This window comes from Massilia soli (assembly GCF_016809835.1).
Taxonomy (GTDB): domain Bacteria; phylum Pseudomonadota; class Gammaproteobacteria; order Burkholderiales; family Burkholderiaceae_D; genus Telluria_A; species Telluria_A soli.
This window is the reverse complement of record NZ_JAFBIL020000001.1, coordinates 414218-430163: the sequence shown is the minus strand read 5'-3', so window position 1 is coordinate 430163 and position 15946 is coordinate 414218. Positions and strand designations below refer to the sequence as shown.

Below are 15946 nucleotides of genomic sequence, written 5' to 3'. Positions count from 1 at the left end.
CCGCCGTCTTGGCAACGACGCTAGTACTTATGGGGGTACAGGCGCGCGACCCCGGCATAGCCCAGCAGTTTGAACAGCGCCGCGACCAGATGGTTCACATCGCGCAGCTCGATCTTCTTGCCGCTGCCCGCCAGCGCCCGCAGGCGGGCCTGCAAGGCCACCGCGGCGCCGTACTCGACCCGCGCCAGCCGCGCGCAGTCGAGCAGCACCACGTCGCTGTCTTGCGCATAGGCGTCGATCGCGTCGAACAGCGTGGCGGCCGCGCCTTCTATCACCGAGGGCAACATGAACCTTTCCACGCTGACGGGGCCGCTGGTGGCGGTGGCGACCTTTCCCGGCGCTTCAAATGACGGCGGCGAGACTTCAAAGGTGACGCAGTAATCCATTGCGGTTTCTTCGAAGTCCTTCTCGCGGTTGAGCAGCTGGAGCAGCGCGAGCAGCAGCAGCCATGGCGCCGGACTGCTGTCGCGCTCGCCGATGATGGTGCTCTGGCGTGCCAGCGCCGCCAGCTCGGCAGCGCCAGCGACCACCAGTTCGCTGCCGCCGGCGCGCAGGCCGGCCAGCGCGCGCGACAGCAGCTCGCAGCCTTCCGGCGTCAGCTGGGTGATGTGGCCCAGCTCAAGGCGCAGCAGCTTGCCGGGCGCCGCCAGGTCGGTCAGGCGTGCCAGCTGCGCTGCGCTGTGCGCGTCCAGCGTTCCCTTGAGTACCTCGGTTGGGGTGACGCCCGCGTATGCCGGCGCGCTGGCGCTGGGCGGCAATGGATTCCACGCCGGGGGCGAGGTTTCAAACCGGCTGGCGTAGTCGATCGCCAGGTTGTCGAAGTCCAGCGGGCGGTTGCCGGCCTGGTACAGGTCGAACAGCATCCACCACACCGTGCGGTCGTGCTGGCCGACGTCGGCCAGGCTGTCGGCCAGCATCGACTCGGCGGCCGCGGCCTGGCCGTTGGCATACAGGATGGCGCTTTCCTCGACGACCGGCGCGGCCTGGGCCTCGACCGGGGCATCGGGCAGCACGTCGTCGCCGAGCAGCTCGGTGGTGGGGATTTCCAGCATCGGCTGGGTGCCCGCACCGTTCTGCTCTTGCTGGAAGCTGGTCAGCGGACGGCGCGGGCCGCTGCCCCAGGCCGGCTCCGGCGTATTGAAAATGTCGTTGGCCATCGCCGTCTCGATGGCGTCGATCTTGGCCGCGGTGGCGCGGGCGATCTCGCGCAGGCGCGCACGTTCTGCCTCGGTCTCTTGCGCGGGGCGGCCTTCCGCCAGGCGCGACGGTTCGCCGCCGCCCAGGCGGCTGTCTGGCGGCGCAATGCCATCGCTGTCGTCGTTCTTGCGTCTGAACCTGGAGAAAATGCCCACGTTATTTCCTGTTACTTTTCACGCTGCGTTTGCCACGTTAGCACGGCGCGGCGCGCCCGTCCGGCACGACTCGTCCTGAAAGCAAAAAAGCATGCGGCGTGAGGCGCATGCTTTTTTGCGGGAAACAGCGACGTCAGTCGCCGTACAGCTTCTGCTTCAGTTCGCGGCGCTGCTGCGCTTCCAGCGACAAGGTCGCGGTCGGGCGCGCGATCAGGCGCGGGATGCCGATCGGCTCGCCGGTCTCTTCGCACCAGCCGTATTCGCCGGCATCGATCGAGGCGATCGACTGCTGCACTTTCTTGAGCAGCTTGCGCTCGCGATCGCGGGTACGCAGTTCGAGCGCATGTTCTTCTTCGATCGTGGCACGGTCGGCCGGGTCGGGGACCAGGACGGTTTCGCGCAGGTGCTCGGTGGTTTCGCCGGCATTCTTCAACAGGTCTTTTTCAAGTTGCTGCAAGCGTGCCTTGAAAAACGCCAACTGTTCCGCGTTCATGTAGTCCTTCTCGCCCATCGCCCGGATTTCATCTTCGGACAGGACGTGGCCTTCTGTGTTCACGGCGGAGTTCGATTTAGTTGTTTTAGTCATGACTTCACTTACCTTCGATACGACAGAGGTTTTCATTTTATCAGCTAACCCAGCAGTATTTTCGTCTGCCGGATCGCTTGCCTTGACGGAGGGCTGGCCGTCCGCCGCTTTACTGCCTGCCTTCGCAGTTGCTGCAATCTTGGTCTTGCTGGCCGCGGTGGCGCGCGAGGCCGGCCTGGCCGCGGCCGTTGTTTTTGCCGCACCGCCTGGCGCTGGCGCCACCGCCACGGCCTCGGCGGATCTGCTGGCCGGTTTCGTTTCGCTACCTTTCATGATGCCACCTCCGTGGAACTTCAATCTGAGCCGCTGGAACCGTTTTGTGCATACTGGAAACCGGGATAGTTTATACCAAACATTGTTCCAATCCGCGGATAAAGACGTCTTTCGGTAAATTTTTGCCAATAAAGACCATTTTGCTGCCGCGTTCCTCGTCGTCGCCCCATTTGCCGCCGATATCGCTGCCCATAATCTGGTGCACGCCCTGGAACACCACCTTGCGGTCGGCGCCATCCATCAGCAGCACGCCCTTGTAGCGCAGCATGCGCGGTCCGAACACATTGACCAGGCTGCCCAGGAATTCGTCGAGGCGGGCCGGGTCGAACGGGCGCGTGCTTTTGAACACGAAGGCGGCGATGTCGTCGCTGTGATGGCTGTGGTGATGGTCGTTGCTGTGGTCGCAGTTTTCCGTATGTACGTGCTCGTGCTCGCCATCATGGTCGTGCGCATGGTGGTGGCCGTGGTCGCTCGCTTCGTCGGCGGTCAGGAAGTCCGGATCGAGTTCGAGCTTGTCGTTCAGGTTGAAGCCGCGCAGGTCGAGCACCTCGGCCAGCGGGGCGCGCCCGAAGTCCGACTGGTTCATCGGGGCGCGCGGGTTGATCCGCTTCAGGCGCGTCTTCAGTTCGGCCAGCTGGGCCGCGTCGACCAGGTCGGTCTTGGAAATCAGGATCTTGTCGGCAAAGCCAACCTGGCGCTGGGCTTCTTCATGCTCGTCGAGCTGGGCCATCGCGTGGCGCGCGTCCACCACGGTGACCACCGCGTCGAGCAGGTAGTGGGCGCCGACTTCTTCGTCGACAAAGAAAGTTTGCGCCACCGGGCCCGGATTGGCCAGGCCGGTCGTTTCGATCACCACGCGGTCGAACTGGATTTCGCCGGCGTCGCGCTTTTGCGCCAGTTTCGTCAGCGCCACGATCAGGTCGCCGCGCACGGTGCAGCAGATGCAGCCGTTGTTCATCTCGACGATATGCTCGCTGCTGTCCTGCACCAGGATCTCGTTGTCGATGTTTTCTTCGCCAAACTCATTTTCGATGACGGCAATGCGCAGGCCGTGATCCTCTTGCAGGATGCGGTTGAGCAAGGTGGTTTTGCCGGCGCCCAGGAAGCCGGTCAGGATGGTGCTTGGAATTAATGCCATGTTGTTTTGCCGTTGTATTGGTAAAGCGGCCGCTTGGGCGGCAGGTAAGCGAGGGATTATGCCGGATTTCGCGATTTGCTTCCATCAACCGCGTTTGGGCTTGATACGGATCATGCCCTGACTGCCCAGTTACTTGGTTTTTGCCCGCGGATGGGCCTTGTCGTAGGCGGCGGCGAGGTGCTGGAAGTCGAGCGCCGTGTAGACCTGGGTCGAGGTGATGCTGGCGTGGCCGAGCATCTCCTGCACCGCGCGCAGGTCGCCCGACGACTGCAGCACGTGCGAGGCGAACGAGTGGCGCAGCACGTGCGGATGGACGTTGACCGAGGTGCCCACGCGCAGCGCGTGCTGCTTGAGGCGGCTCTGGATTACGCGCGGCGTGATGCGCGCGCCGCGCGCCGACACGAACAGCGCGGCGCTGCCGTCCGCCGGCGGCGGACGCACCGCCAGCCAGGCCTGCAGCGCGGCGATCGCGTGGGCGCCGGCCGGCACCTTGCGCATCTTGCCGCCCTTGCCGGTGACCACCACTTCCTGGGCGTCGAGATCGATCCAGCCCAGCGATGCGGCGCTGCCGGCCGCGCTGCCGGCCTTGCGGTAGGCGGCATCGAGCCCGGCCAGTTCGGATACCCGCAGGCCGCTCGAGTACATCAGCTCGAACATGGCGCGGTTGCACAGGTCGGCCGGCTCGGGATTGGCGTGGGCGTGGGACGGGCTCGACACCAGGTGGACCGCGTCATCGACCGACAGCGCCTTGGGCAGTGTGCGCGCGCGCCTGGGCGCGCGCACGCCATCGACCGGGTTGGCGGCCAGCTTGGCGCTGCGCGCCAGCCAGCCGAAAAAGCCGCGCCAGCACGACAGCTGGCGCGCGATCGAGCGCGGGTTCAGGTCCTGGGCATGCAGTTTCGAGGCCAGGCGCCGGATGTCGGCGTGGACCACCGTGTCCCAGCCCGATGCGCCGGTCAGGGCGGCCAAGCCGGTCAGGTCGCGCCGGTAGGCGAGGATGGTGTGGGGGGATAGCTGGCGCTGGGTGGCAAGTTCGAGCAGGTACTGTTCTACCGCGCCGAGCTTGCCGTCCGTGGCCATGATGCTCAGGCGCGCAGCGCTTCCAGCGCCGCGCTGGCAATGTCGCCAATGTGGGTGAGGAAATCGGTCGCCATCGCCGACGTGAAGCGATCCGGATCGGGCGACCCCATGATCAGCAGGCCGAACGCGCCGGCGCTGCTGCGCAGCGGCAGGATGACGGTCGATTGCACGGCATCGGCCTGGTCGAGCCAGCGCACCGCTTCGAAGTCGTGGTTGCTGCCGCAGTAAGGCGCCAGCAGGCTGTTGGCGAAGATGCGGGCGTCGTCCGAGACGCCTGCGGCGAACCACTCGGCCTGGTGCTGCGCATCGAGGTTCCACAGGCGCAAGGTGGCCTGCGGCACGCCGAAATGCTCCTTCAGGCCGTCGACCAGCACCCGCGGCAGGTCGGCGCCGGCGCGCGCGCGCAGCAGGGCCGCGGTCCAGCCATGGAAACGGTTGGCGATGGCGGCGTTTTCCTGGGCGGTACGGACCAGCTGGGACATGCTCAGCTCAAGCGTCTTGTACTTGTCGCGCATCACTTCCATCTGGCGTTCCTGCAAAGACACGGTCTTGCCGGTCAGCGGACTCGACAGTTTTACCTTGCCCAGCAAGGCAACGTGTTCTTCGAAGAAGTTGGGATTGTCGGCCAGAAAGCTGGCGACTGCTGCGGAGTCCAGTGAAGCGGTCATTGAGGTCATATGGTCAGGGGGAAGCGCAATTTTAACCGACAGCCGCGCAATGAAAGCGAAAACATTTCGGCAATAAAAAAAAGACGTCCGAAGACGTCTTTTCGTGGCGCTGATCGAACGATCAGAAGCGGTGACGGATGCCAACCTGAATTGCGTGGCTGTCTTCGCCTGGCACTTTGGTGAAGCCGCCTGGCGAACCGGACACGCCTGGCGTGTACTGGCCGTCGTTCTGGTTGTTCATGCGCGCGAACACGGTGTAGACGTCGGTGCGCTTGGACAGGTTGTAGTCGTAGCCGATGGCCATCAGGGTGGCATCGCTGTCCGACGAGGTGTGGTCGTTCTGGCGTGCTGCCGAGACCATCACGCGGCCTGCGCCCATCTTGTAGTGCGCGCCCAGCTGGTAGCTGGTGGCGTCAACCTGGCTGTTGCGGGTGATGTTGGTCACGAACACGTTACGCAGCGCGGTCGCGGTCGGCGCGCCCAGTGGCGCCAGGGTCGGAGCGACGCTGGCGTCCCATGCGCCGATGTAGTCGCGCAGCAGTGCCGAGTTGTGGTTTTCCTGGTCGTGCCAGCCGGCGAAGAACTTGAACGCGCCCATGGTGTAGGAGCCGCCGATGGTGGTGGTCACCAGCGACTTGCGGTCCATCCAGTCGTAGCCGCGGTTGTGGCCGATACCGACGTCGAAGCCGTTGGCCTTGTAGGTCACCGCTGCGCCGTAGAACTTGTTGTAGCGGCCCAGGTAACCGGACTGCTTGCCGCCGTACATGACCGAACCGCCGATGCCCGCTGGCGTCGCGATGCGGTACTGGACCGATTTCTGCGAGCGGATGTCCGCGCCCAGCGCGGTGAAGCCGGCGGTGCCGCCGGTGATGCCGCCCCAGGTGCCGGCAGTGCCGGTTTCGAACGCGTCAGCCGCGGCGAACACTTCGTAGCCAGGGGTGTACATGCGGCCCAGCAGGAAAGCGCCGACCGGGGTGATCAGGCCGACCATCGCGGTACGGTCGAACAGCGCCTTCTCAGGATTGACCGCGGCGCCGCCTTTTGGCTGCACTGCGTTGCGCAGGCCGGTGACGATCGCTGGCGGCAATGCCTGCATGCCGCGGGTCAGGTACAGGCCTGGGTTGTCGGTGATCAGGGTCGGGGTCTGGGTGCCGGTGTCGAGTTCGACACGCGCTTCCAGGTTGAAGATGCCCTTCCATCCACCGCCGATGTCTTCGGTACCTTTAAAGCCGATGCGCGAACCGTCAGCACCGCCACTGAAGATGCGTGCCGACTCTCCCTTGGTCTTCGTGATGCCAGCGTCGGCAATGCCATAGATCTGCACGCTGGACTGCGCCATGACGGGTGCTGCAAAACAGGTAGCGATAACACCAGCGATAAATTTTGTTTTCATTGCGTCTCCAAGAGGATATTTTAGTAAAACGAACGCGCGTACTAAATTCGTTTGATCCAATATGCCATCGTTCAACATTCTTGTACAGAACGTGAGGCCGGGCGTGGTTGCGGAAATGACACAGTTGACTTGCGGCGAATTTCTCATGGATATGCCAAGGGCGAAGCAGGTTGCCCTGGCTTCGCCCCCAAATTCGCGCTGGCAGGGCTTGCGCCCCGCCGGCCCGGCGCATCAGAATGCGTGGTTCACGCCCACTGCGTAGTGCTTGATGTTGATGGTGTTGGTCGCGGTGATGCCCGACTTCTTGTTCGATGCATCGAAGTACAGGTAGGTGCGCTTCGACAGGCTGTATTCGTAGCCGATCGAGAACTGCTTGGTCTTGGCGATGCCGTCAGGCGTCTTCTGGCCGTAACCGATCAGCACCTTGCCTGGGCCCATCGTGTAGTTCGCGCCGACGACCCACGAATCGGTCTCCGGGTTCAGCAGGCGGGTGTGTTCCTGGTCTTGCGCGGTGTACGACGCCATCAGTTTCAGCGCCGGGGTCGCCATGACCGAACCTGCGATCGACCACAGTTCCGACTCAACCGCGTTGCGCTCGGCGGCCAGCATCATCGCCACTGGACCGTTCTTGTAGGTTGCCGATACCGAGTACGGGTTGGCCGACGCTGCCGCGCTCGGGCCGTACTGCGGTGCCGCCGCGGTGCCGCGGCCGATGATCGCCACGCCCTGGTTGCTTTCTTTGGTGGCGACCGTGGTGTTGATCTGGAAGCCGCCGATTTCTGGCGAGTTGTAGAACAGCGCGTTCGAGAAGCGGTTGGTCGAGTTAGCGATCATGCCGAGCGGGTCGGAGGTGTAGCCAGCGACGGTCAGGTCGGTCTGGAAGCCGGCCGGGCTAGGAACGCCGTGGAATGGCTCGAACTGGGTGCTGGTTTCCTGGAACGCGGTCAGGCCGCGGCCGAGGCGGACCATACCGAAGCCGCCCTGCAGGCCGACCCGGCTCTGACCCTGGAACAGCGGACGCTGGATGCCGCCGGCGCCCTGCTCGATGGTGCCGGTATCCGGCTCATAACGAATTTCCAGCTGGAAAAGTGCCTTCAGGCCATTGCCCAAGTCTTCCGTACCCTTGAATCCGAGCGTATTGTTCGCGCGCTTGCCGATCGCCATCGACTGGTCGGTGCGCTTGATGAAGCCTGCGTCGACCGTACCGTAGATTTGAACCGAAGATTGAGCCTGTGCCACGCCGGCGAGCGAACCTAATATTGCCAGAGCCAAAAGTGATTTTTTCATGTAGCTGTCCTCAGAAATTGTAAAGCGCTTGGATTTGGGCAAGTGTCCGGAAAATCGTCGTTGATCAGGCGGCACCGCTTCGTAAATATTGTTGTTCAAATCAATTATGGGTCTCCTTTTGATTTGACGGCAATAATTTCATGGCCTTGTTGTATTTTTGAAACGGGGCAACTATGACAGTGCGTCATTGGCGTTTTCCCCTGTAAGCACCGCGTAAGTTTCATCGCGCCACAGGTTTGCGCAACATCAAACTCGATACCGTTTTGTCTATCCCGCATGAACTTGTGGCATAGACTTGCCTGCTCACGCCGCCTCGATTCCATGCCGGCGGGTCTGGTGCGGCGGCGCTGGCTTCGCCGCTGTTTTTCCAAGTCACCATGGATCGTCACCGATGGCAAATCGCGAAGAACTGGGCATCATACGGGCAGCGCGCAGCGGCAACGCCTCGGCTCAGCTCGAGCTTGGCAAGCGCTACCTGTTCGGCAGCACCGGCCTGCCCAGGAGCCTGCCGACCGCGCTGCACTGGCTCGACCGCGCGGCGCAGCAGGACTGCGCCGAGGCGGTCGACCTGATCGGCACCCACATCCCGGTCGAACTGGCCAGTGCCAGCCCGCGGCCGCTGCAGCACTGGTACGAGCGCGCCCACGATGGTGGCAGCGTGCGCGCCGGCATCGTGTTCGCCCAGCTGGCGCTGGCCGACCCGGACGCCGCGCAGCCGGTGCGCGCCAAGGCGCTGCGCGCACTCGAAGCCGGCGCGGCTGCCGGCTTTACCGACGCTGTGCTGCTGCTGGTGCAGCATCGCCGCGCCGGCGCCGGCCAGTGCGGACCGGCGCCCGCCACGCGCCAGCCGCCGGCGATGCCGGCGCCGCCCAGCCTGCCGCTGATCGATGCCGCCTGGCAGTCGCGCGACTGGCCAGCCTACCTGGCGCTGGCCTTGCCGCAGGCCCGTGCGCTGGTGGCGGCCAGCGCCGAACCGAACCGGCTGCGCGCGCGGCTCGCGCCCGGCGATGTCGTGCTGCTGTCGCGCTGCGCCCAACTGCTCGGCGGCGCCGCCGGCGATCCGGCGGACGCCGCCGAGAGCCGCCATTTCTGGGAGCTCGCCGCCGCCGAAAACGACCGCGACGCCCAGCTGGCGATGGGATTGTGGTGGGCGCGCATGCGGCTCGACGGCAGCCGCACCACGCCCGGCAATGGGTCCGCCAATTTCCGCAAGGCGATCCAATGGCTGGCGCTGGCGGGCGAGCAGGGCCTGGCCGAGGCCTGGTACGCCCTGTCGCGCATCTATATCAAACCCGAGTTCTCCCAGCGCAACGTCAATATGGCGCAGCGCTACCTGGAACGCGCTGCCGGCATGGGTTTCCGCGACGCCCAGCTCGAATGCGGCAATCACGCCTGGCGCGCGCGCCGTGAAAACGAAAGCAACGATGTGCGCGCCGTGTACTGGCTGCAGAAAGCGGCCGTGCAGGGTTGCGCCGAAGCGCGCCTGGCGCTCGGCCGGATCGCCCCGCGCGAACCGTTTGGCCTGCCGGCGCGGCTGGCCCTGTCGCGAGCCCACCCTTTGCTGGCGGCGCGCCTCGAACTGGCGCAGTTGTTCGGCTTGAGCCGCGCCGAGGCGCTGCTGCTCGATGTCGCGCGCGCCGACTGCGGGCATTGCCTGGTGATCGATATCCGCAGCAGTTACGGGCGCAGCAAGCGGCGCCTGGTGATGGTGGAGACGGCAGCCGAGCGCGAGGCGCTCGACCGGCTGGTCAGGGTGTTCGACGGCATCGACGGCGGGCCGGGCGGCCCTGAAGGAAATTACCGCCAGCGGCTATACCGTCTCAAGACGGTGGCGCCGGAGGCTTGCCTCGATGCCGAAGTGGAGTCATTCGACATGGCGGCATGAGCGGCGCGCCGCTTCAGATCTCGACTTCGCCTTCGAACACCGTCACGGCAGGGCCGGAAAGGAGCACCGGCTGGGCGCCGCCGTCCCAGGCGATCGACAACTCGCCGCCGGGCGCGCTGACCCGCACCGGCGAATCGAGCAGGCCGCGGCGGATGCCGGCCACCACCGCGGCACAGGCGCCGGTGCCGCACGCGAGGGTCTCGCCGGCGCCGCGTTCATAGACGCGCAGGCGGATGTGGTGGCGGTCCACCACTTGCATGAAACCCGCATTCACGCGCGCCGGGAAGCGCACATGGCGCTCGATCAGCGCGCCGGTTTCCGCGACCGGCGCGGTATCGACATTCTCGACCACTTGCACCGCGTGCGGATTGCCCATCGAGACCACCGACACGAACACCGTCTTGCTGGCGCCGGCCACCTTGATGGGCAGCGGCCAGGTGGTGTCCTCGCCCTCGGCCCAGCCGGCCAGGCCGGCGCTATCGAACGGCACCTCGGCCGGATCGAGGCGCGGCGCGCCCATGTCCACCGTGATGCTGCCGTCGGCTTCGAGGCGCGGGGCGATGATGCCCTTCATGGTCTCTACCCGGAGGCTGGTCTTGTCGGTCAGGCCTTTTTCAGTGACGAACTTGACGAAGGCGCGCGCGCCGTTGCCGCACTGTTCGACCTCGCCGCCGTCATTGTTGAAGATGCGGTAGCGGAAATCGCAGCCCTCGGTGGAGGGCGGCTGCACCACCAGGATCTGGTCGGCGCCGATGCCGAAGCGGCGGTCGGCCAGGCGCTGCCATTGGTCGGGACGCAGGTCGACCGGCGTGCGGGTGGCATCGATGACGATGAAGTCGTTGCCGGCGCCATGCATTTTGGTGAATGTCAGTTTCATGCGGATCAGTATAAACGGGCTAGGCGCGCGGCGCATACGGCGAGGCTTCGCCTTGCGGGCGCGTCTTGTAGCGCTTGTGGGTCCAGAAATATTCGGCCGGGGCTTCGCGTACGCGCTCTTCAATAAAGGCGTTCATGCGGCGCGCGGCGCTGACCATGTCGTCGCCGGGATAGTTTTCCCACGCTGGATAAAACGTCACCTTCCAGCCCTGGTAGTTCGGCAGGAAGGTTGCCACGACCGGAATGACGGCAGCGCCGGTGCTGGCCGCGATGCGTCCCGGCGCGGTCAGGGTGGCGGCCGGGGTGCCGAAGAAATCGACGAAGGTCGAATCCTTCTCGCCGAAATCCATGTCGGGCAGCATGAAGTAAGGCAGGTGGTCGCGCATCGCGCGGATGATCGGCTTCACGCCTTCCTTGCGCGAGAACAGCTGTACCGGGCGAAAGCGCGAACGGCCGGCGCGCAGCACGTCGTCGAAGGCCTGGTTTTTCTGCTGTACATAGATCGAGCACAGGCTGGTTTCCAGCATCACCGCCACGCCGGCCACGTCGAGGCAGACGAAGTGCGGGCACAGCAGGATGGTCGGGCCGGCCTGGATCTGCGCCAGCGGCACCTGCGGATCCACCTTGATCAGGCGGCGCAGGCGCTGCTCCGGCGCCCACCACAGGACCGCGCGCTCCCAGATGCTGCGCGAATAGGCCTGGAAATGCTGGCGCGCCAGCGCGACGCGTTGTTGCTCGGACAGTTCCGGCATCGCCATGCGCAGGTTGGTCAGCGTGATATGGCGGCGCTTGCCCAGCACCATGAACAGCACCGAGCCCACGGCCTTGCCAATGCGGCCAAGAATCGGCAGCGGCAGCCAGTGGAGCAGCCACATCAAACCCAGCAACAACCTCATGCGGCCACCTGCGCATCCGGCGCGGGGACGCCGTCAGGCTGCTTGTAGCGGTTGTAGCTCCAGAAATACTGCGCCGGGCAGCGTGCGATCAGCTGCTCCATCGCCTGGTTGATCGCCTGTGCCTGGTCGGCAACGCTGCCCTCCAGCGAGCCGGTAAACGGCACGAAACGCACAATGTAGCCGAGGCCGCGCGGGCGCCGCTCGGCATAGACCAGGATCACTTCCGGGTCGCCGATCCGGGCCAGCTTGGCCGGCAGGGTCATGGTGTAGGCGGTGCGGCCGAAGAACGGCGCCCAGACGCCTTCGCCTTCCTGCGGCACCTGGTCGGGCAGGATGCCGATCGGCTCGCCGCGTTTGAGGCATTTGGCGAGGATCCGCACGCCCGACATATTGGCCGGCGCGAGGTGCAGGTTGTGGCGCGCGCGGGCGCCTTCGATCAGCGGCTTGAGCGCCGCCTTCTTGGGCGGGCGGTACATCACGGTCAGCGGCGTGCGCAGCGCGATCTGCTGCGCGGTGATTTCAAAGCAGCCCAGGTGGGGCGTCAGGAACACGATGCCGCGGCCGGCGGCGAGCACCGCTTCGACATACTCGAAGTTCTCGTTGGTGGCGTGAGAGGCGACACGCTCCGGCTTGGCGCACCAGACAAACGGCAATTCGACGATGGCCTTTCCGGACTCGGCAATTGCCTGGTTCAGGTGGCTGCCGAAACCGGCCGCCTCCAGGTTGCCGCGCAGGCGGCGGCGATATGACGGCGAGGTCAGATAGACGAGCCAACCCAACGCCGCACCGAGGAAATGCAAGACGGGAAGGGGGAGGGCGGACAGCAGGCGAAACAGGGGAACAAGCATGGAATATTGATCAAAATTCAAGAACGGTTGGTTGCCCAACCAAAAAAATCGCAAGCAGCGTAAAATACCACCTTCAGCAGGATCCGCCGAGTTAATAGACAACTTGCGAAGCGGAATATAAATGTCGCTAAAGCGTCGCAGGAGCATTGGTACTGCGACATGTTCAACAGTATCAGGAGCTTCCTTCATGTCTAACGACTACCTCTTTACCTCCGAATCCGTTTCGGAAGGCCATCCCGACAAAGTCGCGGACCAGATTTCCGACGCCATCCTCGACGCCATCCTCGAGCAGGATCCGGCCGCGCGCGTGGCTGCCGAGACCCTGTGCAACACCGGCCTGGTGGTGCTGGCAGGTGAAATCACCACCCACGCAAACGTGGATTATATTCAAGTTGCGCGCGAGACCATCAAGCGCATCGGTTACGACAACACCGAATACGGCATCGACTACAAGGGTTGCGCGGTGCTGGTCGCGTATGACAAGCAGTCGCCCGACATCGCCCAGGGCGTCGACGAAGGCGCAGGTATCGATCTCGACCAGGGCGCCGGCGACCAGGGCCTGATGTTCGGCTACGCCTGCGACGAAACCGCCGAACTGATGCCAGCGGCGATCCACTACGCGCACCGCCTGGTCGAGCGCCAGTCGCAGCTGCGCAAGGACGGCCGCCTGCCATGGCTGCGTCCGGATGCGAAGTCGCAGGTCACCTTGCGCTACGTCAACGGACGTCCGGTCGCGGTAGACACCGTCGTGTTGTCGACCCAGCACGCGCCGGAAGTGGCGCACTCGCAGATCGAAGAAGCGGTCATCGAAGAAATCATCAAGAAGGTGCTGCCGGCCGAATGGCTGAACGGCACCCGCTACCTGGTCAACCCGACCGGCCGCTTCGTCATCGGCGGCCCGCAGGGCGACTGCGGCCTGACCGGCCGCAAGATCATTGTCGACACCTACGGCGGGGCAGCCCCGCACGGCGGCGGCGCGTTCTCGGGCAAGGATCCATCGAAGGTCGACCGTTCGGCAGCCTACGCCGCGCGCTACGTCGCCAAGAACGTCGTCGCAGCAGGCCTGGCGCGCCAGTGCCAGGTGCAGGTCAGCTACGCGATCGGCGTGGCCCGCCCAATCAACATCACCGTCTACACCGAAGGCACCGGCGTGATCTCCGACGAGAAGATCGCCGCGCTGGTCATGGAGCACTTCGACCTGCGTCCGAAAGGCATCGTCCAGATGCTCGACCTGCTGCGCCCGATCTACCAGAAGAGCGCCGCCTACGGCCACTTCGGCCGCGAAGAGCCGGAGTTCACCTGGGAGCGCACCGACAAGGCCGCGCTGCTGCGGGCCGAAGCGGGTCTGTGATCCGCTGAGGTAGAAAACACCACGGGGCTTCGGCCCCGTTTTTTATTGTGCGTTGCCTGTTGCCCGCCCGCGGCGTCAGCACGCCCAGATCAAGGCGGTGATCTTGGCCGCGGCAAGCGCCGCCGTTGGCGACGAGAAGGAGCTCATCCATCGCGATGATCCAAAGATGACTGCTGTGATAAAGCCGTGTACCTGGCCCATTTCGTACTTTCGTTTGGAGCATCTCCTGGATTTCAGCATGCTTCCGAGGCCACTATTGCCTTTCCGGAGCCGTTGATCCGTTCGGTGCCGCGCACAGGCCCTTGTTACACTGCCCTCGGACAGATTGCGTTGCTGAGACGACACGCTCCGGGTCTGTATGTTCGCTTGCGTACAGATGAATTTCAAACGGCAGAGCATGATGCGCCTACAACGACAAATAAGGGAACACACCATGAACGGCGCAAAAATCCTCGGCATCATCCTCATCCTCGCTGGCGTGCTGGGCGTCGCCACTGGCGGTTTCAGCTTCACGCAAGAAACCCACAAAGCCAGCCTCGGACCGATCAACCTGTCGGTCGCCGAAGAGAAGAAAGTCAACATCCCGCTGTGGGCCAGCATTGCCGCGATCGTGGCAGGCGCCGCGGTTCTGGTGGTCGGCTCGAAACGCTAAGCGGCACGGTCGCAACGCAGGCCAATCGGCAGGCCGCTGGGCAAGCCCGCCGGTTTGCTGTTAAACTTCGGCATCCGAGGAGCGTTGCGACGAATTTATTTCGCCAGGCTCGGAGTCTTCAAACCGCGCTCACGTTACTTTTTTCTAACTGAAAGGAGGGCGTGATGAACGCCGTACTGAAAGATCTGCAGGACTACCACATCGCCGACATCTCCCTGGCCGCCTGGGGCGACAAGGAAATCAAGATCGCTGAAACCGAAATGCCTGGCCTGATGGCAATCCGTGAGGAATTCGCCGCCGCCCAGCCGCTCAAGGGCGCACGCATCACCGGTTCGCTGCACATGACCATCCAGACCGCCGTACTGATCCAGACGCTCGAAGCGCTGGGCGCCAAGGTACGCTGGGCGTCGTGCAACATCTACTCGACCCAGGACCACGCCGCCGCCGCCATCGCTGCCGCCGGCACCCCTGTGTTCGCCGTCAAGGGCGAGACGCTCGACGAATACTGGGATTACACCCACCGCATCTTCGACTGGCCAGCCGATGCATCGGGCCCGGTCTACTCGAACATGATCCTCGACGACGGCGGCGACGCCACCTTGCTGCTGCACCTCGGCGCGCGCGCCGAGACGGACATCTCGGTGCTGGACAACCCGGGTTCGGAAGAGGAAATCTGCCTGTTCAACTCGATCAAGCAGCACCTGGCGATCGATGCGCACTGGTACTCGAAGCGCCTGCCGCAAATCCTCGGCGTGACCGAAGAAACCACCACCGGCGTGCACCGCCTGTACCAGATGCACAAGGACGGCAAGCTGGCGTTCCCGGCAATTAACGTCAACGACTCGGTCACCAAGTCGAAGTTCGACAACCTGTACGGCTGCCGCGAGTCGCTGGTCGACGGCATCAAGCGCGCCACCGACGTGATGATCGCCGGTAAGGTCGCCGTCATCGCCGGTTACGGCGACGTCGGCAAGGGCTCGGCCCAGGCCATGCGCGCGCTGTCGGCCCAGGTATGGGTCACCGAAATCGACCCGATCTGCGCACTGCAGGCGGCGATGGAAGGCTACCGCGTCGTGACGATGGATTACGCAGCGGAACACGGCGACATCTTCGTCACCTGCACCGGCAACTATCACATCCTGACCGAGAAGCACATGCTGGCCATGAAGGACCAGGCCATCGTCTGCAACATCGGCCACTTCGACAACGAGATCGATGTCGCCGCACTGAAGAAGTATCAGTGGGACAACATCAAGCCGCAGGTCGACCATGTGATCTTCCCGTCGGGCAAGCGCATCATCCTGCTGGCCGAAGGCCGCCTGGTGAACCTTGGCTGCGGTACCGGCCACCCGTCGTACGTGATGAGCTCGTCGTTCGCGAACCAGACGATCGCCCAGATCGAGCTGTACGCCAACACCGACAAGTATCCGGTCGGCGTCTACGTGCTGCCGAAGCACCTCGACGAGAAAGTCGCGCGCCTGCAGCTCAAGAAGCTCAACGCCCAGCTGACCGAACTGACCGAAGAGCAAGCCGCGTACATCAACGTCAGCAAAGAAGGCCCTTACAAGCCTGAACACTACCGTTATTAAGCGGCCGTGGCCCGGTCCCGCCACCGCGGGGCCGGGTTGTTGTACAGTTATTCTTCCTAAACTCTTCGATAC

15 protein-coding genes and 1 riboswitch are annotated in these 15946 nt (G+C 64.3%); of the genes, 5 read left to right on the top strand and 10 right to left on the bottom strand.

Translation table 11 applies throughout. The features are described 5' to 3' along the window. Positions 1-20: 20 nt before the first annotated feature. A complete protein-coding gene (locus I4X03_RS01955; protein WP_223464819.1) occupies positions 21-1352 on the bottom strand; it encodes an STAS domain-containing protein in 1332 nt (443 codons plus the stop codon). 133 nt (positions 1353-1485) lie between these two features. Then, complete coding sequence (gene dksA, locus I4X03_RS01950) at positions 1486-1938, bottom strand: RNA polymerase-binding protein DksA (protein WP_223464818.1); 453 nt, start codon at positions 1936-1938, stop codon at positions 1486-1488. Between dksA and I4X03_RS01945 the strand changes: the two genes are divergently transcribed. Continuing rightward, positions 1937-2329: a hypothetical protein gene (locus I4X03_RS01945; protein WP_223464812.1), complete on the top strand. Its 393-nt coding sequence runs from the start codon at positions 1937-1939 to the stop codon at positions 2327-2329. The genes dksA and I4X03_RS01945 overlap by 2 nt on opposite strands. On the opposite strand, the gene I4X03_RS01940 is transcribed toward I4X03_RS01945, so the two are convergent. The 5 genes from I4X03_RS01940 to I4X03_RS01920 form a co-directional block, all read right to left on the bottom strand. Beyond that, entirely contained in the window at positions 2282-3349 is a 1068-nt protein-coding gene (locus I4X03_RS01940) for a CobW family GTP-binding protein (RefSeq protein ID WP_223464811.1), read from the bottom strand. The two genes, I4X03_RS01945 and I4X03_RS01940, sit on opposite strands and share 48 nt — an antisense overlap. 129 nt (positions 3350-3478) lie before the next feature. Then, positions 3479-4429, bottom strand: coding sequence for a tyrosine recombinase XerC (locus I4X03_RS01935; protein WP_223464810.1), 951 nt, complete (start codon positions 4427-4429; stop codon positions 3479-3481). 5 nt (positions 4430-4434) lie between these two features. After that, entirely contained in the window at positions 4435-5097 is a 663-nt protein-coding gene (locus I4X03_RS01930) for a DUF484 family protein (protein WP_223464809.1), read from the bottom strand. 121 nt (positions 5098-5218) lie between these two features. Beyond that, a complete protein-coding gene (locus tag I4X03_RS01925) occupies positions 5219-6490 on the bottom strand; it encodes a porin (protein ID WP_223464808.1) in 1272 nt (423 codons plus the stop codon). A 231-nt stretch (positions 6491-6721) separates the two neighbouring features. Beyond that, a complete protein-coding gene (locus tag I4X03_RS01920; RefSeq protein ID WP_223464805.1) occupies positions 6722-7777 on the bottom strand; it encodes a porin in 1056 nt (351 codons plus the stop codon). A gap of 391 nt (positions 7778-8168) precedes the next feature. Here I4X03_RS01920 and I4X03_RS01915 point away from each other — a divergent pair, with 391 nt between their 5' ends. After that, on the top strand, positions 8169-9662 hold the full coding sequence (locus tag I4X03_RS01915; protein ID WP_223464803.1) for a tetratricopeptide repeat protein: 1494 nt from the start codon (positions 8169-8171) through the stop codon (positions 9660-9662). Between the two features lie 13 nt (positions 9663-9675). On the opposite strand, the gene dapF is transcribed toward I4X03_RS01915, so the two are convergent. The 3 genes from dapF to I4X03_RS01900 are packed head-to-tail and all read right to left on the bottom strand — an operon-like array spanning position 9676 to position 12282. Further along, a complete protein-coding gene (gene dapF, locus I4X03_RS01910) occupies positions 9676-10539 on the bottom strand; it encodes a diaminopimelate epimerase (protein ID WP_223464801.1) in 864 nt (287 codons plus the stop codon). 19 nt (positions 10540-10558) lie between these two features. Continuing rightward, positions 10559-11434 (bottom strand): LpxL/LpxP family acyltransferase, encoded by an 876-nt coding sequence (locus tag I4X03_RS01905; protein WP_223464796.1) that lies wholly within the window; start codon positions 11432-11434, stop codon positions 10559-10561. Continuing rightward, on the bottom strand, positions 11431-12282 hold the full coding sequence (locus I4X03_RS01900) for a lysophospholipid acyltransferase family protein (protein ID WP_223464795.1): 852 nt from the start codon (positions 12280-12282) through the stop codon (positions 11431-11433). Before I4X03_RS01900 ends, I4X03_RS01905 begins: the two co-directional genes overlap by 4 nt. A gap of 187 nt (positions 12283-12469) precedes the next feature. Here I4X03_RS01900 and metK point away from each other — a divergent pair, with 187 nt between their 5' ends. The 3 genes from metK (at position 12470) to ahcY (ending at position 15874) form a co-directional block, all read left to right on the top strand. Then, positions 12470-13633, top strand: a complete 1164-nt coding sequence (gene metK, locus I4X03_RS01895) for a methionine adenosyltransferase (protein WP_223464792.1) — start codon at positions 12470-12472, stop codon at positions 13631-13633. A 433-nt stretch (positions 13634-14066) separates the two neighbouring features. Then, a complete protein-coding gene (locus I4X03_RS01890; protein ID WP_223464783.1) occupies positions 14067-14285 on the top strand; it encodes a hypothetical protein in 219 nt (72 codons plus the stop codon). A 70-nt stretch (positions 14286-14355) separates the two neighbouring features. Beyond that, a riboswitch (S-adenosyl-L-homocysteine riboswitch) is annotated at positions 14356-14423 on the top strand. A gap of 26 nt (positions 14424-14449) precedes the next feature. After that, entirely contained in the window at positions 14450-15874 is a 1425-nt protein-coding gene (ahcY, locus tag I4X03_RS01885) for an adenosylhomocysteinase (RefSeq protein ID WP_223464782.1), read from the top strand. Positions 15875-15946 lie beyond the last annotated feature (72 nt).